This is a genomic window from Stenotrophomonas sp. RS-48 (assembly GCF_030053245.1).
GTDB classification, from domain to species: Bacteria; Pseudomonadota; Gammaproteobacteria; order Xanthomonadales; family Xanthomonadaceae; genus Stenotrophomonas; species Stenotrophomonas maltophilia_P.
The window spans coordinates 1-22,600 of record NZ_JASGBV010000061.1; the positions used below are offsets into that span (position 1 = coordinate 1).

General features: G+C 66.5%; 19 protein-coding genes and 1 pseudogene. 8 read left to right on the forward strand and 12 right to left on the reverse strand.

Going from position 1 to position 22,600, the window contains the following annotated elements; translation table 11 throughout:
- Positions 1-205 (forward strand): annotated as a pseudogene (locus QMZ25_RS11945) (hypothetical protein); the annotation flags it as partial.
- A 14-nt stretch (positions 206-219) separates the two neighbouring features.
- Entirely contained in the window at positions 220-3,009 is a 2,790-nt protein-coding gene (locus QMZ25_RS11950) for a TonB-dependent receptor (protein WP_283219687.1), read from the forward strand.
- 355 nt (positions 3,010-3,364) lie between these two features.
- Here QMZ25_RS11950 and QMZ25_RS11955 read toward each other — a convergent pair whose 3' ends face one another.
- The 8 genes from QMZ25_RS11955 to murJ all read right to left on the reverse strand — a co-directional run bounded on the left by QMZ25_RS11955 (position 3,365) and on the right by murJ (position 13,610).
- Entirely contained in the window at positions 3,365-3,871 is a 507-nt protein-coding gene (locus tag QMZ25_RS11955; protein ID WP_164150719.1) for a hypothetical protein, read from the reverse strand.
- A 33-nt stretch (positions 3,872-3,904) separates the two neighbouring features.
- Positions 3,905-4,570 (reverse strand): lysoplasmalogenase, encoded by a 666-nt coding sequence (locus QMZ25_RS11960; RefSeq protein ID WP_283219688.1) that lies wholly within the window; start codon positions 4,568-4,570, stop codon positions 3,905-3,907.
- A complete protein-coding gene (locus QMZ25_RS11965) occupies positions 4,567-6,450 on the reverse strand; it encodes a peptidase M61 (protein ID WP_283219689.1) in 1,884 nt (627 codons plus the stop codon). Before QMZ25_RS11965 ends, QMZ25_RS11960 begins: the two co-directional genes overlap by 4 nt.
- A gap of 202 nt (positions 6,451-6,652) precedes the next feature.
- Positions 6,653-7,603, reverse strand: coding sequence for a 4-hydroxy-3-methylbut-2-enyl diphosphate reductase (ispH, locus tag QMZ25_RS11970; protein ID WP_065174617.1), 951 nt, complete (start codon positions 7,601-7,603; stop codon positions 6,653-6,655).
- A 27-nt stretch (positions 7,604-7,630) separates the two neighbouring features.
- The gene (gene lspA, locus QMZ25_RS11975; RefSeq protein ID WP_065174616.1) at positions 7,631-8,155 is read right to left on the reverse strand and encodes a signal peptidase II; all 525 of its coding nucleotides are present in this window, start codon (positions 8,153-8,155) and stop codon (positions 7,631-7,633) included.
- The gene (gene ileS, locus QMZ25_RS11980; protein ID WP_263177812.1) at positions 8,155-10,986 is read right to left on the reverse strand and encodes an isoleucine--tRNA ligase; all 2,832 of its coding nucleotides are present in this window, start codon (positions 10,984-10,986) and stop codon (positions 8,155-8,157) included. The genes lspA and ileS overlap by 1 nt, the downstream gene beginning before the upstream one ends.
- The gene (locus QMZ25_RS11985) at positions 10,983-11,930 is read right to left on the reverse strand and encodes a bifunctional riboflavin kinase/FAD synthetase (protein ID WP_197600837.1); all 948 of its coding nucleotides are present in this window, start codon (positions 11,928-11,930) and stop codon (positions 10,983-10,985) included. Before QMZ25_RS11985 ends, ileS begins: the two co-directional genes overlap by 4 nt.
- A gap of 75 nt (positions 11,931-12,005) precedes the next feature.
- The gene (gene murJ / locus QMZ25_RS11990; RefSeq protein ID WP_053516124.1) at positions 12,006-13,610 is read right to left on the reverse strand and encodes a murein biosynthesis integral membrane protein MurJ; all 1,605 of its coding nucleotides are present in this window, start codon (positions 13,608-13,610) and stop codon (positions 12,006-12,008) included.
- Between the two features lie 117 nt (positions 13,611-13,727).
- Between murJ and rpsT the strand changes: the two genes are divergently transcribed.
- The gene (gene rpsT, locus QMZ25_RS11995; protein WP_005408560.1) at positions 13,728-13,997 is read left to right on the forward strand and encodes a 30S ribosomal protein S20; all 270 of its coding nucleotides are present in this window, start codon (positions 13,728-13,730) and stop codon (positions 13,995-13,997) included.
- 191 nt (positions 13,998-14,188) lie between these two features.
- Here the strand turns inward: rpsT and cgtA are convergent, their stop codons facing one another.
- From cgtA to rplU, 3 genes are all read right to left on the reverse strand, one after another.
- Positions 14,189-15,241: an Obg family GTPase CgtA gene (gene cgtA / locus QMZ25_RS12000; protein WP_065181115.1), complete on the reverse strand. Its 1,053-nt coding sequence runs from the start codon at positions 15,239-15,241 to the stop codon at positions 14,189-14,191.
- Between the two features lie 178 nt (positions 15,242-15,419).
- Positions 15,420-15,683, reverse strand: coding sequence for a 50S ribosomal protein L27 (rpmA, locus tag QMZ25_RS12005; RefSeq protein ID WP_053516127.1), 264 nt, complete (start codon positions 15,681-15,683; stop codon positions 15,420-15,422).
- Between the two features lie 18 nt (positions 15,684-15,701).
- Positions 15,702-16,010 carry a 50S ribosomal protein L21 gene (gene rplU, locus QMZ25_RS12010; RefSeq protein WP_006424709.1) on the reverse strand — a complete coding sequence of 103 codons (309 nt, stop codon included), beginning with the start codon at positions 16,008-16,010 and terminating at the stop codon, positions 15,702-15,704.
- A 317-nt stretch (positions 16,011-16,327) separates the two neighbouring features.
- On the opposite strand from rplU, the gene uvrA reads away from it, so the two are divergent.
- Together uvrA and QMZ25_RS12020 are read left to right on the forward strand one after the other, a co-directional pair.
- On the forward strand, positions 16,328-19,312 hold the full coding sequence (gene uvrA, locus QMZ25_RS12015) for an excinuclease ABC subunit UvrA (RefSeq protein ID WP_053516129.1): 2,985 nt from the start codon (positions 16,328-16,330) through the stop codon (positions 19,310-19,312).
- Positions 19,312-19,719: a thioesterase family protein gene (locus QMZ25_RS12020; protein ID WP_053516131.1), complete on the forward strand. Its 408-nt coding sequence runs from the start codon at positions 19,312-19,314 to the stop codon at positions 19,717-19,719. Before uvrA ends, QMZ25_RS12020 begins: the two co-directional genes overlap by 1 nt.
- A gap of 105 nt (positions 19,720-19,824) precedes the next feature.
- On the opposite strand, the gene QMZ25_RS12025 is transcribed toward QMZ25_RS12020, so the two are convergent.
- On the reverse strand, positions 19,825-20,265 hold the full coding sequence (locus tag QMZ25_RS12025) for a copper chaperone PCu(A)C (protein WP_053516133.1): 441 nt from the start codon (positions 20,263-20,265) through the stop codon (positions 19,825-19,827).
- Between the two features lie 34 nt (positions 20,266-20,299).
- Between QMZ25_RS12025 and QMZ25_RS12030 the strand changes: the two genes are divergently transcribed.
- The 3 genes from QMZ25_RS12030 to QMZ25_RS12040 all read left to right on the forward strand — a co-directional run bounded on the left by QMZ25_RS12030 (position 20,300) and on the right by QMZ25_RS12040 (position 22,580).
- The gene (locus QMZ25_RS12030; RefSeq protein WP_053516135.1) at positions 20,300-21,076 is read left to right on the forward strand and encodes an enoyl-CoA hydratase/isomerase family protein; all 777 of its coding nucleotides are present in this window, start codon (positions 20,300-20,302) and stop codon (positions 21,074-21,076) included.
- A 99-nt stretch (positions 21,077-21,175) separates the two neighbouring features.
- The gene (tesB, locus tag QMZ25_RS12035) at positions 21,176-22,084 is read left to right on the forward strand and encodes an acyl-CoA thioesterase II (RefSeq protein WP_065174609.1); all 909 of its coding nucleotides are present in this window, start codon (positions 21,176-21,178) and stop codon (positions 22,082-22,084) included.
- A 4-nt stretch (positions 22,085-22,088) separates the two neighbouring features.
- A complete protein-coding gene (locus tag QMZ25_RS12040) occupies positions 22,089-22,580 on the forward strand; it encodes a pathogenicity-like protein (RefSeq protein ID WP_283219690.1) in 492 nt (163 codons plus the stop codon).
- The last annotated feature ends 20 nt before the right edge of the window (positions 22,581-22,600 follow it).

Consider the following 22,600-nt stretch of genomic DNA (forward strand, 5'->3'; position numbering starts at 1 on the left):
TCCCCTGGCGACCGTGGTCGAACGCATGAACCGCTACGGCCGCACGCAGATGGTGATCGCCGATCCGGAGATCGCCAGTCTCGCGGTCAGCGGCACCTTCCGTGCAGGCGACGCAGAGGAACTGCTGTCTGCACTGGAGCTGGGATGGTCCGTTGCCGGCCAGGCGCGCCCGGATGGCGCGCTGGAACTGCGGCGTACCTACTGAGGAGAAAGGCGGTGATGGCAGGACCGGGCGCGCTGCAGTGGGGGCTGCTCCGGGGGCTGCTGTGGGTCATGTTCGGCGCTGCCAGCGCCGCGCCGGCCCACGCCGGCCAGCAACCCGCCAATGTCGACTACCACATCGCACCCGGCCCGCTGGCACCGGCACTGCAGCAATGGGCACGCCAGAGCGGCATCGCCCTGGTATTCGACGCCCGCGAGCTGACGGGCCTGCACACCCCCGGCGCCGACGGCCGACAGGCACCGGCGATCGCTCTCAAGCAGCTGGTCTCCGGGATGCCGGTGAACATCCTGCGCACACCCTCGGGGGCGTTCGTCATCCGCCGCGTCGCTGCTTCTGCCGCGCCCCCTGCACGTGCCCCGACCGTGACGTCGCCCAAGCCGCCGCCGCCCGTCGCACTGGCCCCCGCGCAGGTGGAACTGGCACCGGTACACGTCACCGGCAGCCGCCTGCCGCGCACCTCCGTGCAGACGACGCTGCCGATGACGATCATCGATCGCGAAGACATCCTGCGCAGTGGTTACGGCAGCCTGTTCGACCTGTTGCGACACCTTCCCGGCATGAACGGCCACCCGGCGATGACCACGTCGCGCGGCGGCGATTCGCAGTATCTGCCGGTGGGCGCTGCAGCCACCACCAGCCTGGATGGCATGGGGCCGCGTGCGACCCTGTTCCTGGTCAACGGCCGGCGGTTGCCACGCTATCCGATGGTGTCGCTGGAACAGGGCGGGCTCACCGATCTGGGCGGCATTCCCCTGAGTTTCATCGAACGCATCGAGCTGGTGCGCGGAGGCGCGTCGGCCATCTATGGTGCCGACGCGATGTCCGGCGTGGTCAACATCATCCTGCGCGAACAGGCCGAAGGCCCGGAGGCGACGGTGCAATCGGGCATCAGCAGCCGCGGCGACGCGCAGCAGAATCGCCTGCAGATCGCCAACGGCGGCGTACGCGAAGGTGGGGACCGCTGGTTCGCCGGCCTGGACCTGCATCGCATCGAGCACGTGGCCGGCGATCGCCGTGCGTGGCATGCGGAGACGTCGTTGTATCCGATCGGCGCGTTCTACGACGGCGCGTACATCCCCGCAGAACTCTGCGAAGGTCCCTTGATACAGCGTGAGGATGGCTGCTGGTTCGACAGCGCGCGGCCGCGCTCGCTGCAGCCCGCGTCGGATACTGCCTCGGCCTACCTGCGTTACCGGCACGAGCGTGGCGAGGGACGCTACGCCTATCTGGAAGCACGTGGCAGTCACAATCGTCAGCGTTTCGATCTGGGGCCGACCGCCGTTGCCATCGGCCTGTACGGCATCACGTTCAACAGTGTCCTGCGCGAGGCCGGAAGCGTGCGCCCGCACGTGCGCGCCAGCGATGCCGACATCACCCTGGGTATCGGTCGCGAGCAGCAGTCACGCAGCTGGGATGCGGGCATCAGCGCGCAACGCAGCCAGGTCACCCTGGTCACGCCGGGCACCGTGCGCACCGAACCGCTGCTGCACGCCGCCGAGTCACTGGACTACCTTCCCGGCTTCACCTCGCTGCGTGCGGACAAAGCGCAACAGCTGTTCCCCTCGATCCGCAATCGTGGACGCACTGACCAGTGGCAGGGCTGGTGGGGCATGCAGCGGCAACTGATGCAGTTGCCCGGAGGGCCGGCCCAGCTGGCCACCGGCGTCGATCTGCGCTACGAAGCATGGGCCTCGTTACCCGATCCGTTGTTGATCCAGGGCGATCTGGCACTGGGCCTGCCCCAGCAGCAGCGACGCCTGTCACGTCGCAGCGGAGCCACCTATGCCGAGGTCGGCCTGCCGCTCAGCCGCTCGCTGCGCATGGACGTGGCCGCACGCTGGGACCGCGATGGCGATTACCTAGCGTTCTCGCCACGCGCGGGACTGCGCTGGAGTCCAACGCCCCACTGGTCGTTCCTGCTGACCAGCGGACAAGGCTACCGTGCGCCCAGCCTGTTCGAGCAGCGACGCCCCCCTGGCTACTTCGGCCTGGTCGCGCTGCCGGCCTCGCCGGGCCTGCCGCCCTGCGCACAGCCCGCGATCGACGGCAGCTGCCTGGTCAACGTGCAGGTCGCCGAGAACGACGCGCTGAAGGCGGAGCGTTCACGCAGCCATTCGCTGGCAGCCACGTGGACGCCCAACGACGTGTTCTCGCTGTCACTGACCCACAACATCGTCGAGCTGCGCAACGAGATCCTTGCCCTGCGGCCCACCGACGCGGCATGGAACCGCAGCACGTGGGAGCTGGATGACGAAGGGCGGCTGAGCAGTCTTCGCCTGTCCTTCGACAACATCGGCCGCACGACGTCGCGCAACTGGGTGATGCGCGGCGAGTACCGCGTCGACACCGATGACACCGGCCAGTGGCTTTTCTCACTGGACGCGCTGAAACAACAGGCGCTGCGCCGCGAACGAGGGCAGGATGGCAGCGTGGATCTTCGCGGCCATGCCACGCCGGCAATGGCCGCGATCCTCACCGTGCAATGGCAGAACACGGCATGGGACGTGGCATTGCGCGGCAACCAGGTGGGACGCACGCGCGCCTGGCTGCCCGGTGCGGAATGCCCCGATGACCAGCGCGAGATGAACCATTGCATGAATCCACGGCAGCTGCGCTGGAACCTGCACATGGCGCGCAGGTTGGGGCCGCGGGTGATCGCCGCGCTGGACGTGCACAACGTGCTTGACCGGCAGCCGGTGAACTATCTGGTCGGCAACGGCGGACAGTTGCCGGGTTTGGATGATCCGCTGGGCCGCTATTTCCTGCTGACCCTGCAGTTCCGTTGAGGGTAGTAGCCTGCGCGCCCAGTTCCTTCGATCTCTACCGGTCTATGAAAACCCGTCTCTGGCTCTGAAGCGCGCTCCTGATCCTCGTCGCTTCACCTCCCACGCTCCTCCCATGCCCGTCCCATCGGCACATTGTGATCGGCGCTTTTGACGGCCACCGCGCAGCATAGCCGGGAGAGTTCAAGTATCGCGACGCGGGCATGGAAGCAAGATTAATGAGGCTGCCCTGGAACTGCCACAACGTGCATCTCCAAAGTGCATGAAGCTGCCCCTCACGGGTACTCTACCCAGCACCGCCTTTGCTGGTCAGCCTTTCGCTGACCGCGCAGGCGACCAATGCGGCACACCCATCGAGTTAGATCTCCCAGTACTTGGCGCCTTGATTGTCAAGCAGCAACAGCAGAAATCCTGCGAGCGAACCCGCTACTTCGGGCCAGTCTTCTCGCTCGTCCAATGGCAGACAAACCAGCACAGCGCCAAAGGCATCCATCACGAGTAGATCTGCATCACCATAAAAGCGGCCAAATACGACATCGCCATCCCGCATATCGACTGGTCGCAAACTAGCGAGACAGGCCGTCTGAACCTGCGCCTCTTCTGCACTGAGCATCTCAACGCCCCATTGACCGAATTGATCGTCCTTGAACAATTCCGCCGATGCGTACAGTCTCCAGAAGGCGAGCAACTGCGCTGGACAGCCCTGTAATTGATGATCTTCTGGCGCTGCAGCACTGCGTCGTACAAAGGAGGATCGAAGCAGGAACGGGCAATTTCCATGCTGATGCGTCGCGATCCGAGGATGTGACCACTCCGCCCGGATGATGTCGATGATCGCAGCCAGCGCGCTGATTTCCCTATCCATCAGGAAATCATAACGACGCAGGGTTGCGAGTAGCTAGCGCACCGATCGTGCGATCGCGTACTGCGCCGCGTAGTAGGTCGACAGCACCAGCAGGCTTGCCAGCGGCAGGCCACCGGCGAAGCGGTCCCAGGCCAGCAGTGAATCGCTGGCGACGAACAGCAGGGCGCCGGCCGCTGCCCAGCGCGCACTGCCCGCTTCGACAGCGTCCGGTCGCTGGCGGGTCCACTGCCGCGCCAGCGCCAGGATCGCCATGCACGCCAGTACCACCACATAGGCCAGCACAGGGATGCGCATCGGCGCCGGCAGATGCGGCCATAGACCGGACACGTTGAGCGCGGCGAACACACCCAGAAGTCCCCCTGCGGCGACCAGGCCGCGACCCGCGCGCAGACCATCGCGGAAGGCGACGATGTAGCAGAGGTGGGCCAGCAGGAACGCCAGCAGGCCGGGGACGAAGGCATCCATCGGCAGCATGAGCGCGATGTCGCCTGCGCACGAGAGCAGCATGCCCGCCAGCACCGCGCGCCGGTACGATGGCGATCCAGCAGGACGCACCTGCCATACCATCGCCGCGATCAGCAGGGTCGCTGCCGGCTTTGCCAGCCAGTGCAGCCAGCGGCCTTCGCCGGGCAGGAATGCACCGACGATGGCCAGCACCGCCAGCAGCAGGATCGCACCGCCGCCCAGGCGTGGTCTCATCGCGGCTTCCACAGCTCGGCCAGCTGATCCGGGCGGCCGGGAATGCGCTCCAGCACCGGATACTGCAGGCCACCGTGATAGTCGATCCGGATCGGCTCGATGCGGTCGAACTGCTTGACCAGCAGCGTGATCGGCGCCTTGTTGGTGGCGGCGACGGCAACCGCGTCCTTCAACCGCTCGCTGCTGTACTCGCGGTCACCGATGGCGATCACCTTCATGCCCGGCGCCAGGCCTGCGTTGAAGGCGGGACTGTCCCAGATCACGTCGCCGACCACACCGCTGTCCATCACCGTCGCACCGAGCGAGTACGCCAGCAGCGCCGCCTTGGCGCGTTTTTCCTGTGCCTTGTAGGCATCGTTCGGCGCGTCGCGGTAGACCAGCTTCCAGCCGGCCAGTTCCAGACCGCCGGTCAGCGACCCGTGGCCGTCCAGGCGCTGCCGCAGGAAGCCGGCCCAGTCGTACGGAGCAATGGCGTTCAAGGTCGCCACCACGTCGTCGAACGTATACGGATTGACGTCCCAGTCACCGTTGCCTACGCCAAAGAAGGCACGGGCAAAATCATCCAGGCTGCGCCGGTTTCCGGTCAGCGCGCGCAGCCTGCCCTCCACTTCCAGCCACAGCATCTGGCCGCCGGAGTAGTAGTCCTCGCTCATCTGGTAATTGCGATACGGCAGTGTGCGCCGCTGGGCGATGGTCGGGTCGTTGGTGGTGTCCTGCAGTGGCCGCCAGGCCAGTCCCGGGCGACCGCGATCATAGGTCGCCGCAACATTGGCCAGCATGTCGCGCGCCTGATCGGTGGACCACAACCCCGAGCGGGCGGCCAGCACCTGGCCCCAGAACTGGGTCTGGCCTTCGTACACCCACAGCAGGCTGTCACCCATCGGAACGTTGAAGTTGTCGGTTGCCAGGTCCGCGCCACGGCGATACTTGCCGTTCCAGGAATGCGTGTACTCGTGCGGCAGCAGGTCACGCATCCATGCCGAGTCATCCCACTCGGTGAAGTAGCCCGGCGCAGCGCTGTTCTCGCTGGAGCGATGATGCTCCAGCCCGATGCCGCCCAGACGGTCGGTCAATGCCAGCAGGAACTCGTAATGGTCGTAGTGGCGCGCGCCGTACAAGCGGTCAGCCTGCTGCACCAGGGCGCGGTGCGCCTTGATCTGTGCCTCGGTCGGCTTCAGCGACTTCGCTTCATCGGCGAACACGTTCAGGTGCACCGGCGCCTTGGCGCCCGGGTCCAGATCGATGCGCTGGTAATGCTCACCGGCGAACAGCGGCGAATCGACCAGATGGTCGAAAGTGATCGGCTTGAACACCACCGTGTCACCGTCGCGCCGGACTGTTTCGAGCGCGGTGGCGTAGCTCCAGCCCTTCGGCAGGGTCACGCTGGCCTGGGCCTGCAGATGGCGGGCATCGATCCCGGCCGGATACAGCGCATTGGCGTTCCACTGCAGGTTGAGCATTTCCGGCGTCATCACCACGCGGCCCTGGTTGCCGCCCTGCGAGGACAGGAAATCGAACTGCGCCACGATCTCGCTGACGCCCTCCGGCACATCGACCTTGAACGCATAGACGTTGTACTGGTCCCGCTGCCAGGCCAGCGGCCTGCCATTGGCCGTGACGCGCAGGCCAGCGAGCTTGTCGATCGGGCCGGTGGGCGAATGGTTGCCGGGAATCCACTGCGGGTACAGCAGGGTCATCGGGCCGGGTTTTGCCGGCACGGTGGCGGTCACCTTGAAGATGCGCCGGGCCAGATCGCGCGCGTCCACGTCGATGCGCAGCAGGCCGTGCGCAGCGGCATCGGCCGGCGGCGGGCTCTGCGCCAGCGCGGGTGTGGCCGCCAGCGCGAACAGCACGGACATCACCAGGGCACGGGTCTTCATCGGGCGGCTTCCAACAGCGGAGAATCCTCCGATGCTAGGCCTGTGTGGTGCGCGGCCCCATGGCCAAAGGTCATGGGCGGGCTGCCCATCCGCGCATGCCCAAGAGCGTGCGAACCAAGGTTCGCACCCACCTTGTGCTGGTTTGCACCCACCAGAGCGGTTTCAGTAGATCCACGCCGTGCGTGGACGAGGCCTTTCCCGGTCAGTCGATCAGGCGCAGGCGCAGTTCCTTCGGCAGCGCGAACACCATCGATTCCGGCTCGCCATCAAGCTCGGACACACTGCCGGCGCCCAGCTCGGCCAGGCGCGCAAGCACGCCATCAACCAGCACCTGCGGTGCCGACGCACCGGCGGTGACGCCGACGTGCTGCTTGCCCTGCACCCAGGCCGGGTTGATCTCATGGGCGCCGTCGATCAGGTAGCTCTCGACGCCTTCGCGCCGTGCCAGCTCGCTCAGCCGGTTGGAATTGGAGCTGTTCGGGGACCCGACCACCAGCACCAGATCGCAGCGCTTGGCCAGGTCACGTACCGCGTCCTGCCGGTTCTGCGTGGCGTAGCAGATATCGTCGTTCTTCGGCCCCTGCATGGCCGGGAAGCGCTCGCGCAGGGCGTCGATGATGCCGCGCGTATCGTCCACGGACAGCGTGGTCTGGGTGGTGTAGGCGAAGTTCTCGGGCTGGTTGATCTGCAGCGTGGCGACCTGCTCCACATCCTCCACCAGGTAGATCTGGCCGGTACCGGCTTCCTGGTTCCACTGCCCCATCGTGCCTTCCACTTCCGGATGGCCCGCGTGGCCGATCAGCACCACGTCGCGGCCCGCACGGCAATGGCGCGCCACTTCGAAGTGGACCTTGGTGACCAGCGGACAGGTAGCATCGAATACCTTCAGGCCACGACGCTCCGCTTCCAGGCGCACTGCCTGGGATACACCGTGGGCACTGAAGATGACGGTGTTGTTGTCCGGCACCTCGTCCAGTTCCTCGACGAAGATCGCACCGCGCTGCTTCAGATCATCGACCACGAAGCGGTTGTGCACCACCTCATGACGGACGTAGATGGGCGCGCCGAGCGTTTCGATCGCGCGCTTCACGATCTCGATCGCACGATCGACACCGGCACAGAAACCACGCGGGTTGGCGAGCAGCACATCCATCAGTTCAATCTCCCGGCAGCGGCCGGCTTACGGTTTCGGAGTGGCATTATCCGCCTTTTTGGCGGACCTGCCGTCGAACAGGCCGGTCAGGGCGATGCCGATGGCACCGACCACGATGGCCGAGTCGGCGATGTTGAACGCCGGCCAGGTATAGCTGCCAACGTACCACTGGATGAAATCGACGACATGACCGTGCACCTGGCGGTCGATCACGTTGCCGATCGCCCCGCCGATGATCAGCGCATAGGGAACGGCGGCCTTCCAGTTGCCACGGGCGGTGCCACGCAGCCACCATGCCATCAGGCCGCTGATGGCGATCGCCAGCGCCGTGAAGAAATACTTCTGCCAGCCACCGGCGTCGCTGAGGAAACTGAATGCGGCACCGGTGTTGTAGGTGCGATACCAGTTCCAGAAGCCATCGATGACCACCACCGGCTGGAACTCCGGCAGGCTCGACAGGACCCAGGCCTTGGACCACTGGTCCAGGCCGATGATGGCCGCCGACAGCAGCAGCCAGACCAGAGCGTTGGGATGCGGACGGGCGGCGCTCATCAGAACCAGCTCCGAACTTCGCCAGCGCCGTCGATGTTGCTCACGCAACGGCCGCACAGTTCCGGGTGATCGGCATGACTGCCGACGTCGGCGCGGTGATGCCAGCAGCGCACACACTTGGCCTTGGTGGTCGGCTGGGCACTGACGAACACCTCGTCGGTGGTTGCCGGACGCACCTGCACGTCACCGCTGATGAACAGGAAGCGCAGTTCGTCGGCCAGCGGCTGCCAGCGCGCCGCCTGCTCTTCGCTGGCGGCCACGGTGATCTCGGCCTCCAGGGCGGCACCGATCGCGCCGTTGGCACGCATCGGCTCGAGCACCTTGGCCACCTGCTCGCGCACGGCCAGCAGCTGGTCGAAATCGGCAGCGTTGAGCTGGGCATCCGCCGGCAGCGGCGCCAGGCCCTCGTACCAGGTGGTGAACAGCACGTGGCCGGTGCGCGTGCCCGGCAGGTAGCCCCACAGCTCGTCGGCGGTGAAGGTCAGGATCGGTGCCACCCAGCGGGTGAACGCCTCGGCGATGTGATACATCGCGCTCTGCGCCGAACGGCGACCGTGCGAGTCGGTCGGCATCGTGTACAGGCGGTCCTTGGTGACGTCCAGGTACAGCGAGCCCAGGTCCACGCTGCAGAAGTTCAGCAGCAGCTGCACGATCTCGGCCATGTTGTAGCCGTCGTAGGCCGCCTTGATCTTCTCCTGCAGTTCCCACGCGCGATGCACGATCCAGCGGTCCAGCGCGACCATCTGGTCGAGCGGGCGCAGGTCCCGGGCCGGATCGAAACCGTCCAGGTTGCCGAGCAGGAAGCGCGCGGTGTTGCGCAGGCGACGGTAGGCGTCGGCATTGCGCTTGAGGATTTCCTGCGACAGCGACATCTCGTTGCTGTAGTCGGCCGAGGCGATCCACAGGCGCAGGATGTCCGCGCCCAGCTTGTTCATGATGTCCTGCGGCTCGATGCCGTTGCCCAGCGACTTGGACATCTTGCGACCGTGCTCGTCCACGGTGAAACCGTGGGTGAGGCACTGCTTGTAGGGCGCGCGCCTGTCGATTGCCACGCCGGTCAGCAGCGACGACTGGAACCAGCCGCGGTGCTGGTCCGAGCCTTCCAGGTACAGGTCGGCCGGCTTGCCGAAGCCACGCGCGGCCAGCACGCCTTCATGGGTGACACCCGAGTCGAACCAGACGTCGAGGATGTCGGTGACCTTCTCGTAGTCGACCGCTTCGGCGCCCAGCAGTTCGGTTGCATCCAGCGAGTACCACACGTCGATGCCCTCGGCTTCGACACGGTCGGCAACCTGCTGCATCAGCTCCACCGAGCGCGGGTGGATCTCGCCGGTCTGGCGATGGGTGAACAGTGCGATCGGCACGCCCCAGGTGCGCTGGCGCGAGATCGTCCAGTCCGGACGGCCATCGACCATGCTCTGGATGCGCGCCTTGCCCCAGGCCGGGAACCAGCCGACGGTGTCGATCGCGGCCAGCGCATCGCTGCGCAGGTTGGCCTTGTCCATCGAGATGAACCACTGCGGGGTGGCACGGAACACCACCGGCGTCTTGTGGCGCCAGCAGTGCGGATAGCTGTGGCGGATCGGGTGGAAGGCCAGCAGCGTGCCGTTGTCGCGCAGCACGCCGATGATGGCCTCCTGCGCCTTCCACAGGTGCTGGCCGGCCAGTACCACGTCACCGGCCGGCGGCGTCGATTCCAGGTACACGCCACGGCCATCGATCGGCGTCACCTGGCCGGCGTTGTACGTGTCGAGCAGGCCGTACTTCTGGCTGACCACGTAGTCTTCCTGGCCATGTCCAGGAGCGGTGTGCACCGCACCGGTACCGTCTTCGTCGGACACATGGTCGCCGTTGAGCAGCGGGATCGCGCGCCCGGCATAGAACGGATGCGACAGCAGCTGGTTTTCCAGTGCAGCGCCCGTGGTTTCGCCGTGCAGTACCACCTCCTCGACGCCGTAGCGCTGCAGCGCACGTCCAGCCAGCGCAGCGGCAAGCACCAGCCAGCGGCGCTTGCCGTTGTGCGCCGGACCTTCGGCCAGCACGTAACGGATGTCCGCACCCAGCGACACGGCCAGCGACGCCGGCAGCGTCCACGGCGTGGTGGTCCAGATCGGCACCGCCACGTCCACATCGGCCGGCACGCTCACGCCGAATGCCTGGCCGATGGCCTGCGGATCGCGCGCGGGGTATGCCACGTCGATCGCCGGCGATTCCTTTTCCTGGTATTCGATCTCGGCTTCGGCCAGCGCCGAACCGCAGTCGAAGCACCAGTACACCGGCTTGGCACCCCGCACCAGGTGGCCATTGGCCACCACCTTGGCCAGTGCGCGGATCTCGTTGGCCTCGAAGTCGAAGCTCAGGGTCTTGTACGGGTTGTCCCAGTCACCGGTCACGCCCAGACGCTTGAAGTCCACGCGCTGGATGTCGATCTGCTCCTCGGCGAACTCACGGCACTTCTGCCGGAATTCAACCGCATCGAGCTTCACGCCGACCTTGCCCCACTTCTTTTCCACCGCGATCTCGATCGGCAGGCCGTGGCAGTCCCAGCCGGGCACGTAGGGCGCATCGAAACCGGCCAGGTAGCGCGACTTGACGATGATGTCCTTCAGGATCTTGTTGACCGCGTGGCCCAGGTGGATGCGGCCGTTGGCATACGGCGGGCCGTCGTGCAGCACGAACAGCGGGCGGCCGGCGGCGTTGTCGCGCAACTGCTGGTAGAGCCCCTGCTCCTCCCACCGCGCCAGAATGCCCGGCTCGCGCTTGGGCAGGTCGCCGCGCATCGGGAAATCGGTGGCTGGCAGGTTCAGGGTGGTCTTGTAGTCCTGGCTCACGCAGTGGCTCGCAATCTATGTTCGGAAAGGATGGCGCGCGCCTGCTCGGCGTCGCGGTGCATCTGGTCGGTCAGTGCCGCCAGATCATTGAACTTCTCTTCGTCACGCAGCTTGGCGACGAATTCAACGTCGATGTGGCGACCGTACAGGTCACCCTGGAAATCGAACAGGTGGGCTTCCAGCAGCGGCTCCACGCCCTCCACCGTCGGCCGCGTGCCGAAGCTGGACACCGACGGCCAGGGCTGGTCGAACACACCGTGCACCCAGGTCGCGTAGATGCCCGACAACGCCGGGGTCTTGGGGAAACGCAGGTTGGCGGTCGGGAAGCCCAGCGTGCGGCCGAGCTGGCGACCACGCACCACGCGCCCGCTGATCGCGTAGGGGCGACCGAGCAGATCGCCGGCCCGGGCGAAATCGCCGGACTGCAGCAGCTGGCGGATGCGGGTACTGGAAATGCGCTCGCCGTGCAGGTCGACCGCCTCGATCTCGCCCGCGCTGAAGCCCAGCTCGCCACCCAGCTTCTGCAGCAGGGCCAGATCACCGCGGCGACGGTTGCCGAAGCAGAACTCCGGCCCGATCCACACTTCGCGGGCATTCAGTCGCCGCACCAGCAGCTGGCGGACGAAGGTTTCGGCCGGCATCGCCGCCATCGCTGCATCGAAGCGCAGCAGCCCCACCGCGTCGACCCCCAGCTCGCGCAGCATCTCGACCTTGCTGCGTGCCAGCGTCAAGCGCGGTGGTGGTGTGCCCTGGGCGAAGAACTCACGGGGCAACGGTTCGAACGCCACGGCCACCGCAGCCACGCCCAAGGCGCGCGCGCGCGCAACGGCATGCCGCACCAGTGCACGATGCCCCAGATGGAGGCCGTCGAATGCACCGATGCAGACCACGCTTCCGTTGGGGAGCAGCTCCCCGCCCTCGACGCTTCTGAACAGCCTGCTCATCAACTCCCGTTCCGGCCCACCCGGGGCCGCCGCTTCAATGGTGTAACCCTGAAGTATAGCCGCCGCAGGCGACGATCAATGCCCGCGCAGATCGCGCGGGCGGAAGCCCATGGCCAGCATCGCCAACAGATAGGTCAGGCCACCGCCCCCCACCAGCAGGATCAGGCCGCCGATCCGGTGCCATTTGTCCATCCCGGTGAAGGCCGGCATCCAGTACAGCAGGGCCAGCAGCACGCCGACCATGCACGCGCACGCCACCAGCAGCCGCACGAGGTAGCTGCCCCAGCCCGGCAGGCGCTGGTAGACATCGGTCTTGCCCAGCCAGTACCACAGCAGGCCCAGGTTCAGGTAACTGGACAACGCACTGGCAATGCCCAGCGCCAGATGCAGGCCGGGCTGCTTGCCGATGGCCGTCATTACACCCTGCGCCTTCAGCGCGTCCGGCACCATCACCTGATACAGCACGGCCAGCAGGACGAAGTTGAACACCATGTTGGCCACCAGCGCGGCCACGCCGGCACGTACCGGGGTGCGGGTATCCTGGCGGGCATAGAAGGCCGGCAGGACCACCTTCAACAGGGCGAAGGCCGGCAGGCCGAAGCTCAGGCCATACACCGACAGCGCGGTCATGCGGGTGTCGAAGGCGGTGAACTGGCGGTACTGGAACAGCGTGGCGATCAGCGGTTCAGCCAGCAGCACCAGGCCCAGCATGGCCGGCACCGAGATCAGCAGGGTCATGCGCAGGCCCCAGTCGAGCGAGCGCGAGAAGCCCTCGCGGTCGGTGCTGACGTGGTGGCGGGCCAACGCCGGCAGGATCACCGTGCCCAGGGCCACGCCGAACACCCCCAGCGGCAACTCCAGGAAGCGGTCGGCCAGGGACAGCCAGGACTGCGAGCCGTCCGTCAGCTTGGCGGCGATCAGGGTGTCCAGCAGCAGGTTGATCTGCGCCACCGAGGAACCGAACAGGGTCGGCACCATCAGGGTCAGCACCTTGCGCACACCCGGGTGGTTCCAGCCCCAGCGCGGCAGGGTCAGCAGATTGATGCCCTTGAGCGAGGGCAGCTGGAACAGCAACTGCAGGATACCGGCCGCCAGCACGGCCCAGCCCAGCGCCAGGATCTGCTTTTCCGGGGTGCCGCCGAGTTGCGGCGCCAACCACAGCGCGCCGGCGATCATGCACAGGTTGAGGATGACCGGGGTCAGCGCCGGCATCGCAAAGCGCTGGAAGCTGTTCAGCGCCCCGCCGGCCAGCGCGGTGAGCGAGACGAACAACAGGAACGGGAAGGTCAGGCGGAACAGATCGACCAGCAGGGTCTGTTTGACCGGGTCGGTATCAGCGCCACTTGAGAACGCCACCGCCAGCTGGGGAGCGAAGATCAACGCCAGCGCGGTGACCACCAGCAGCGTCCCGCCCAAGGTGCCCGCCACGCGTGACATCAGTTCGCGCAGTTCGGTGTGGCTGCGGGTCTCCTTCACCTCGGTGAACACCGGCACGAAGGCGGTGGCGAAGGAGCCTTCGGCGAACAGGCGGCGCAGGAAATTGGGTACCCTGAACGCCACCCAGAACGCATCGGTGACCGCATTGGTGCCGAACGTGGTGGTGATCACCTGGTCCCGGACAAGTCCGAGCACCCGCGAGACCATGGTCATGCTGCTGAACGACAGCAGGCCCCGCAACATCTTCGGTGAACTCACTCAACGTCCCTCTTGACAATCGACTTGACGTACATTTCCCGCGCCATCATACTAGCCAGCTTGCTGTTCCCATAACACCGATTTTTTCAGGAAACCACCACCGTGGCCAATATCAAGTCCGCCAAGAAGCGCGCCAAGCAGACCGTCGTGCGCAACGCGCGCAACGTGGCTCAGCGCTCGATGCTGCGCACCGCTGTCAAGAAAGTGATCAAGGCGCTGGACGCCAACGATGCCGCCGGCGCCGAAGCCGCCTTCGCCGTTGCCCAGCCGATCCTGGATCGCTTCAGCGCGCGTGGCCTGATCCACAAGAACAAGGCTGCTCGCCACAAGAGCCGCCTGAACGACCGCATCAAGGCCCTCAAGGCCGCCTGATCCGGTTGCCGCCGGGGCTGCCGTCCCGGCGACACGCAAAAGCCCGGCTCCGGCCGGGTTTTTTGTTGCCTGCACTCCGCCGCCTGCCCCGTTTTCCGTAGAGCCGAGCCCATGCTCGGCTGCTGCCTGCATCGCAACCAACAAAAAAACCCGGCCGAAGCCGGGCTTTTCTGGCGGGAGCCACAACGCCCTTACTGCGCGTTGCGGGCCTCCAGCTCCTCTTCCTTCTGCCGATCGAAGAAGGCCATGATCCGGCTCATGATCGGGAAGGTACCTTCGCGCCCCAGGGCGGAAACCAGGAACCAGGGCTCCTTCCAGCCCAGCTCGGCCACGATCTGTTCGGCCGCCGCCTTGGCCTCGTCCTCGAACATCAGGTCAGCCTTGTTCAGCACCAGCCAGCGCGGCTTTTGCAGCAGTTCCGGATCGTGCTTTTCCAGCTCGCGCTCGATCGCGCGCACCTGCTCGACCGGGGAGATGCCTTCCACGCCACCCTCCATCGGCGAGATGTCCACCAGGTGCAGCAGCAGGCGGGTGCGCTGCAGGTGGCGCAGGAACTGCGCGCCCAGGCCGGCACCGTCGGCCGCACCCTCGATCAGGCCCGGAATGTCGGCGATCACGAAGCTGCGGTAGTTCTCGACCTTCACCACGCCCAGATTCGGGTACAGCGTGGTGAACGGGTAGTCGGCCACCTTCGGCGTCGCCGCCGAGACAGCGCGGATCAGGGTGCTCTTGCCGGCATTGGGGAAGCCCAGCAGGCCGACGTCGGCCAGCAGCTTCAGTTCCAGCTTCAGCGTGCGCTCTTCGCCCGGCTCGCCCGGCAGCGCCTGGCGCGGCGAACGGTTGGTCGAGCTCTTGAAGTGCATGTTGCCCAGGCCGCCCCTGCCGCCCTTGGCCACCAGCAGGCGGTCGTTGTGCTGGGTCAGGTCGCCGATGATTTCATCGGTGGCGACGTTGATGACCACGGTGCCGACCGGCACGGTGATGGTCAGATCTTCGCCACCCTTGCCGTAGGCCTGCCGGCCCATGCCGTTCTCGCCGCGCTGCGCCCTGAAGATGCGGTCATGGCGGAAGTCGACCAGGGTGTTCAGGTTTTCGTCGGCGCGGATGTACACGCTGCCGCCCGCACCGCCGTCGCCGCCGTCCGGGCCGCCGAGCGGAATGAACTTCTCGCGACGGAAGCCAATGCAGCCGTTGCCGCCGTTGCCGGCGAACACTTCGATTTCTGCTTCGTCTACCAGTTTCATTGTTTCGATGCCTGCGATGGGCGCGGCCAACCTGCCGTCGCCTTGAATGTAATGCCAGCCGATGGCGGGCAACCCGGCGCAGCCGGTCTTGCTTTTACTCTAACGAAAAGCCCCGCCGAAGCGGGGCTCTTCATGCAGCATTCCCATGCCGGGGCACGGGTGCCGGCGGATGCCTGGATCAGGCTTCGGCCGAGACGATGCTGACGGTGCGACGCTTCTTCGGACCCTTGACCGAGAACTCCACCTTGCCGTCCACGAGGGCGAACAGGGTGTGGTCACGGCCCAGGCCGACGCCGGAACCCGGGTGGAACTGGGTGCCGCGCTGGCGCACGATGATGTTGCCTGCTTCGATGGCCTGGCCGCCGAAGATCTTGACGCCGAGGTACTTCGGGTTGGAGTCGCGACCGTTGCGCGAGGAGCCTACGCCCTTTTTATGTGCCATGACTGCTTCTCCTGATGCTTAGCCGGCGATGCCGGTGATCTCGATTTCGGTGTAGTACTGACGGTGACCCTGGCGCTTCATGTGGTGCTTGCGGCGACGGAACTTGATGATCCGGACCTTGTCAGCACGACCCTGGGACAGAACCTTGGCGGTGACGGCGGCGCCCTTCAGCGCATCGCCCAGCTTCACGCCATCGCTGTCGCCCAGCATCAGGATGTTGTCGAACTTGATCTCGCTGCCGACTTCGACTTCGAGCTTTTCAACGCGGAGCTTTTCGCCCTGCGCCACGCGGTATTGCTTACCGCCGGTGACCAGTACTGCGTACATGACCAGGCCTTCCTCTGTAGTTATTGTGGTCTGAGCTGCCGCCATCGAGGGCGGACAGGAGCGGAATTGTACGCAGATCAACGGCCGCGGGTCAAGTCAACCCCTGAACGGCCTGGGAGGCCCGGCCGGAACGGGGTCAGATCCCTTTTCACGTTGTGAAAAGGGATCTGACCCCCACCTGTCGGCCTGTCTCAGAAGGTGAGACACCGGGCTGGCATTGTCGCCCATTGCCCCCATCTGGTCACCTCGGTAGGCTGACCGATTGCCGTTCCCTGCTGGCCCGGCACCCAGCCAACGCCCCCACAACCGGATTCCCCATGGCGATGGATTTCATCCGCATCCGCGGCGCGCGGACGCACAACCTGAAGAACCTCGACCTCGACCTGCCCCGCGACAAGCTGATCGTGATCACCGGCCTGTCCGGCTCGGGCAAGTCGTCGCTGGCTTTCGACACGATCTACGCCGAAGGCCAGCGTCGCTACGTCGAGTCGCTGTCGGCCTACGCCCGGCAGTTCCTGAGCGTGATGGAGAAGCCGGACCTGGACCACATCGAGGGCCTGTCTCCGGCGATCTCGATCGAGCAGAAGTCGACGTCGCACAACCCGCGCTCGACGGTCGGCACGATCACCGAGATCTACGACTACCTGCGCCTGCTGTACGCCCGCGTCGGCACGCCGCGCTGCCCCGACCACGGCTATCCGCTGGAAGCGCAGACGGTCAGCCAGATGGTCGACCAGGTGCTGACGCTGGACCCGGAACAGCGCTACATGCTGCTGGCCCCGGTGATCCGCGATCGCAAGGGCGAACACGCGCAGGTATTCGACCAGCTGCGCGCACAGGGCTTCGTGCGCGTGCGCGTGGATGGCGAGCTGCATGAGATCGACGCGGTGCCGCCGCTGGCGCTGCGCCAGAAGCACACCATCGAGGCGGTGATCGACCGCTTCCGCCCGCGCGAGGACATCAAGCAGCGCCTGGCCGAGAGCTTCGAGACCGCGCTGAAACTCGGCGACGGCATGGCCTCGGTGCAGAGCCTGGACAACACCGCCAGCGCGCCGACCCTGTTCTCCTCCAAATACTCCTGCCCGGTCTGCGATTACTCGCTGCCGGAGCTGGAACCGCGCCTGTTCTCGTTCAACGCGCCGATGGGCGCCTGCCCCGGTTGTGATGGCCTGGGCATGGCCGAATTCTTCGATCCCTCGCGCGTGGTCGTGCATCCCGAGCTGTCCCTGGCCGCCGGCGCAGTACGTGGCTGGGACCGTCGCAATGCGTACTATTTCCAGCTGATCGCCTCGCTGGCACGTCACTACAAGTTCGACGTCGATGCCGCCTGGAACTCGCTGCCGGCCAAGGTGCAGCAGGCCGTGCTGTATGGCAGCGGCGAGGACGCGATCACGTTCACCTACTTCACCGAAGCCGGCGGCCGCACCCAGCGCAAGCACCGCTTCGAGGGCATCATTCCCAACCTGGAACGCCGCTACAAGGAAACCGAGTCGGCGGCCGTGCAGGAGGAGCTCGGCAAGTACATCAGCGAGCGCGCCTGCCCCGAGTGCAACGGTGCCCGCCTGAACAAGGCTGCGCGCAACGTGTTCGTGGCCGACCGGCCGCTGCCGGACCTGGTGGTGCTGCCGATCGACGAAGCCCTGAAGTTCTTCAGCGAACTGAGCCTGCCGGGCTGGCGCGGCGAGATCGCCTCAAAGATCGTCAAGGAGATCGGCGAACGCCTGGGCTTCCTGGTCGACGTGGGCCTGGACTACCTCACTCTGGAGCGCAAGGCCGATACCCTCTCCGGTGGCGAGGCACAGCGCATCCGCCTGGCCAGCCAGATCGGTGCCGGCCTGGTCGGCGTGATGTACGTGCTCGACGAGCCGTCGATCGGCCTGCACCAGCGCGACAACGAACGCCTGCTGGGCACCCTCACCCGCCTGCGCGACCTCGGCAACACGGTGATCGTGGTCGAGCATGACGAAGATGCGATCCGCCTGGCCGACTACGTGCTGGACATCGGCCCGGGCGCGGGCGTGCACGGTGGCGAGATCGTCGGCCAGGGCACCCTGCAGGACATCCTGGATGCGCCCCGTTCGCTGACGGGCCAGTACCTGTCCGGCAAGCGCTCGATCGAGATCCCGGCGCGCCGGCACCGGCCGAATCCGAAGATGACCCTGCATCTGCGCGGCGCCAGCGGCAACAACCTGAAGGGGGTGGACCTGTCGATTCCCTCGGGCCTGCTGACCTGCGTGACCGGCGTGTCCGGCTCGGGCAAGTCGACGCTGATCAATGACACCCTGTTCTCGCTGGCCGCCAACGAGATCAACGGCTCCTCGCACCCGGTCGCCCCGTACAAGGAGATCGATGGCCTGGACCTGTTCGACAAGGTCGTGGACATCGACCAGTCGCCGATCGGCCGCACCCCGCGCTCGAACCCGGCCACCTACACCGGCCTGTTCACCCCGCTGCGCGAGCTGTTCGCACAGGTGCCCGAAGCGCGTGCGCGTGGTTATTCACCGGGTCGTTTCAGCTTCAACGTGCGCGGCGGACGCTGCGAGGCGTGCCAGGGTGATGGCCTGATCAAGGTCGAGATGCACTTCCTGCCGGACGTGTATGTGCCCTGCGATGTCTGCCACGGCAAGCGCTACAACCGCGAAACGCTGGAGATCCTGTACAAGGGCTTCAACATCAACGACGTGCTGGAAATGACCGTCGAAGATGCGCTGAAGCTGTTCGAGCCCGTGCCGTCGATCGCGCGCAAGCTGGAAACGCTGGTGGATGTCGGCCTGAGCTACATCAAGCTGGGACAGAGCGCGACCACGCTGTCCGGTGGTGAAGCGCAGCGCGTGAAGCTGTCCAAGGAGCTGTCGCGCCGCGATACCGGCCGCACCCTGTACATCCTCGATGAACCGACCACCGGCCTGCACTTCCACGACATCGAAGCGCTGCTGGGCGTGCTGCACAAGCTGCGCGACGAAGGCAACACGGTGGTGGTGATCGAGCACAACCTCGATGTGATCAAGACCGCCGACTGGATCGTCGACCTGGGGCCGGAAGGCGGCCACCGGGGTGGCACCATCCTGGTCACCGGCACGCCGGAAGACGTGGCCGCCTGCCCGCAGTCGTACACCGGGCAGTTCCTGGCACGCATGCTGCCGTCCACCAGTGCGCGCCCGGAGCAGCCGGCCGCCGTGGCCAACAAGCCCGACGCCCGGCCGCCGCGCAAGGTGAAGCCGGAGAAGGTGGCGAAGAAGGCCGTGGCCGCCAAGAGCACCGGCAAGGCCAGCAAGAGCACGACCAAGAAGAAGGACGCCTGATGAGCAGCGAACACAAGATCCTGGCCCGCATCCCGATCAGCGTGCGCTGGCGCGACATGGACAGCATGGGCCATGTGAACAACGCCAAGTACATCTCCTACCTGGAGGAAGCGCGCGTGCGCTGGATGCTGGGCGTGGAAGGCGTGTCGATGACCGACCGCATCGCGCCGGTGGTGGCCGCGACCAACGTCAACTACCGGCTGCCGATCGTGTGGCCCAACGACATCCTGGTCGAACTGTTCGTCGAGCGACTGGGCAACAGCAGCGTCACCATCGGTCACCGCATCGTCGACCAGCAGGACGAGTCGAAGCTGTACTCCGATGGCAACGTGGTGGTGGTCTGGATGGATACCCAGACCGGCAAAAGCGCGCCGCTGCCGGACGCGATCCGCAGCGCATCGAGCTGATGCACTGCGGGTGGGTGCCGGCCCGGGTCGGCCCCACCCCGCCGGGCATGGCCCGGCGCTACCGACGCCGGTCCGACCCTGATGCCCGGCGGAACGGGCGCTGCATCATGGAGCGGCCTTGCGTACCGTCAGCGTTGCGCTGGCGGTGCCACCGCCCTCCAGCTGCAACTGCAGCGGCACGACCTGCCCTTCCTTCAAAGCTCCCTCGCCTTCCATCAGCATCAGGTGCAGGCCACCGGGCTTGAGCTCGGTGCGCGCCCCGGCTGCAATCGGCAGCCGTTCGACTTCGCGCATCCGGCTGACACCGTCGACCACGGTGGTCTCGTGCAGTGACACGTCGCCGAAGGCCCTGCTGCCCGCGCCCACCACCGTTACCGGCGCTGCGCAGCGGTTCACGATCGTCCCGTAACCCGCCGTCATCGGCATGGCCGGGTTCGGCGGCAGGCGCACCCAGCCCTGCTCCACCGTCACACAGCGTGATTCCGCCGCCGCTGCTGCGGACGCACACAGAAGCAACAGTACGCCAACGAATGGTTTGGTTATCATCGCCCACGTTCCTTCTTCGCAACGAGACCGCAGCATGACGACGCTCATCGAGGTGATCAACCATGGTCCCATCCGCGAACTGCGCCTGGCGCGGCCGCCGGTCAATGCGCTGGACACCGACCTGTGCCGGCAGCTGATCCACGCCGTCGAGCAGGCCATGGCCGACGATGCGCACGGCATCGTGCTGTCCGGCAGCGAGCGCGTGTTCACCGGCGGCATGGACGTGCCACACCTGCTCTCCCACGGCGATGACAAGCACAAGCTGCTGGATACCTGGAATGCCTTCTTCGGCGCGGTACGTACGCTGGCCGAGAGCCGCATCCCGGTGGTCGCCGCGATCACCGGCCACGCCCCTGCCGGCGGTTGCGTGCTCGCCCTGTGCTGCGATTACCGGGTGATGGCGCGCAGCGCCGACCCGGCACGCCCGTATGCCATCGGACTGAACGAGGTGCAGGTCGGCCTGATCGCACCGGAAGGCATCCAGCGCCTGCTGCGCCGTACCGTCGGCGTGCACCGCGCGGGGGTGCTGCTCACCACCGGTGCCCTGGTGCCGGCCGAGCAGGCGCTGCAGATCGGCCTGGTCGACGAACTGGCCGAGGGCGATCTGGTGGTCGCCCGCGCCGTGGCCTGGCTGCAGAACCTGCTCAGGCAGCCGCGGCAGCCGATGCTGCTGACCCGCGCCGTGGCCCGCAATGATCTGCACGAAGCGCTGCACCCGGACCTGATCCAGCTGGACCGGTTCGTAGAGGCCTGGTTCGCCCCGGACGCACAGAATGCCCTGCAGGCGCTGGTGGCGCGGCTGGGCAAGTAACGGTCTCCGCGCTCTGGGGTCAGCCCCCTTCTGCAATGCGAAAGGGATCCGACCCCGGACCGGTATAATCAAGGCCTCTTCATTGTTGTGGCCGCCCCCTTGAACGACACGCCCGAACCCGTCGTCTCCGAGCTGATCGACCTGCTCACCCTGGAGCGGCTGGAGGACAACCTGTTCCGCGGACAAAGCCGCGACATCGGCACCAAGTACGTGTTCGGCGGGCAGGTGCTGGGCCAGGCGCTGGCCGCCGCCCAGGCCACGGTCGACAACGGGCGCCATGTGCATTCGCTGCACGCGTATTTCCTGCGGGCCGGCAACATCGACCATCCGATCGTCTATGACGTGGACCGCACCCGCGATGGCGGCAGCTTCTCCGTGCGCCGGGTGACCGCGATCCAGCATGGCAAGGTGATCTTCTTCTGTGCTGCCTCGTTCCAGCAGGCGGAGACCGGTGCCGAGCACCAGCACAAGATGCCCGAAGTGCCGCAACCGGAAGACATCGAGCCGAACCGCCCGTTGCCGGCCGAAGTGCTGGAGCGGCTGCCGATCAAAGTGCAGCGCTGGCTCTCGCGCGGTGGCCCGTTCGAGTTCCGCCACGTCTATCCCCGCGACGAACTGAATCCGCCCAAGCGCCCGCCCTATCACCAGGTCTGGATGCGGTTGAGCGAACCGGTCGGCGATGCCCCCGAGCTGCACCAGGCGCTGCTGGCCTACGCGTCCGACTTCCATCTGCTGGGCACGGCGACCTTCCCGCACGGCATCAGCTACTACCATCCGCACGTGCAGATGGCCTCGCTCGACCACGCGATCTGGTTCCACCGCCCGTTCCGCGCCGACGACTGGCTGCTCTATTCGCTGGACAGCCCCAGTGCGCAGGATTCGCGCGGCCTCGCCCGCGGCCAGTTCTTCACCCGCAATGGCGTGCTGGTGGCCAGCACGGCACAGGAGGGCCTGATCCGCGTGGTTCCCGACCAGACTGCAGCGGCCGCCGTGCCGGCCAAGGACTGATCCGATGCGTCAGATCTTCAGCAGCCAGCGTGTGGAAACCGTCGAGGGCGTGGCCGAGCTCCTGCGCAGCCATGGCATCGAAGTGAAGGTGACCAATGGTCGTTCGTACAAGACCCGGCGGCGCGGCCAGTTCAGCTATACCGACCTGGGCAATACGCAGGGCTATCCAGCGGTCTGGATCGTGCGCGCCGACGACCAGCCGCGTGCGCGCGACATCCTGCGCGATGCACGCCTGCTCGATACCACCCGCCGCGACCATCCCACGGCCGAGTTCGCGTTCCGCGACACGCCGGATGCCGGCAGCGGCGGGCGCACCTGGGCCTGGCGGATCCGCATCGCACTGCTGGTGGTGATCGCTGGCGTGGCGCTGGTGATCGGCCTGCGCCACCGCGGTGGCCCGGCCCCCGCAGCACCCGCCCCCGCCCCACAGACGCAACCGCAGCAGCCCGCGCCGGAACAGGAAGAAGTGCGGGTCCGCATCCAGCCCTCGAAATGACGCGCCGGTAGCGCCGGGCC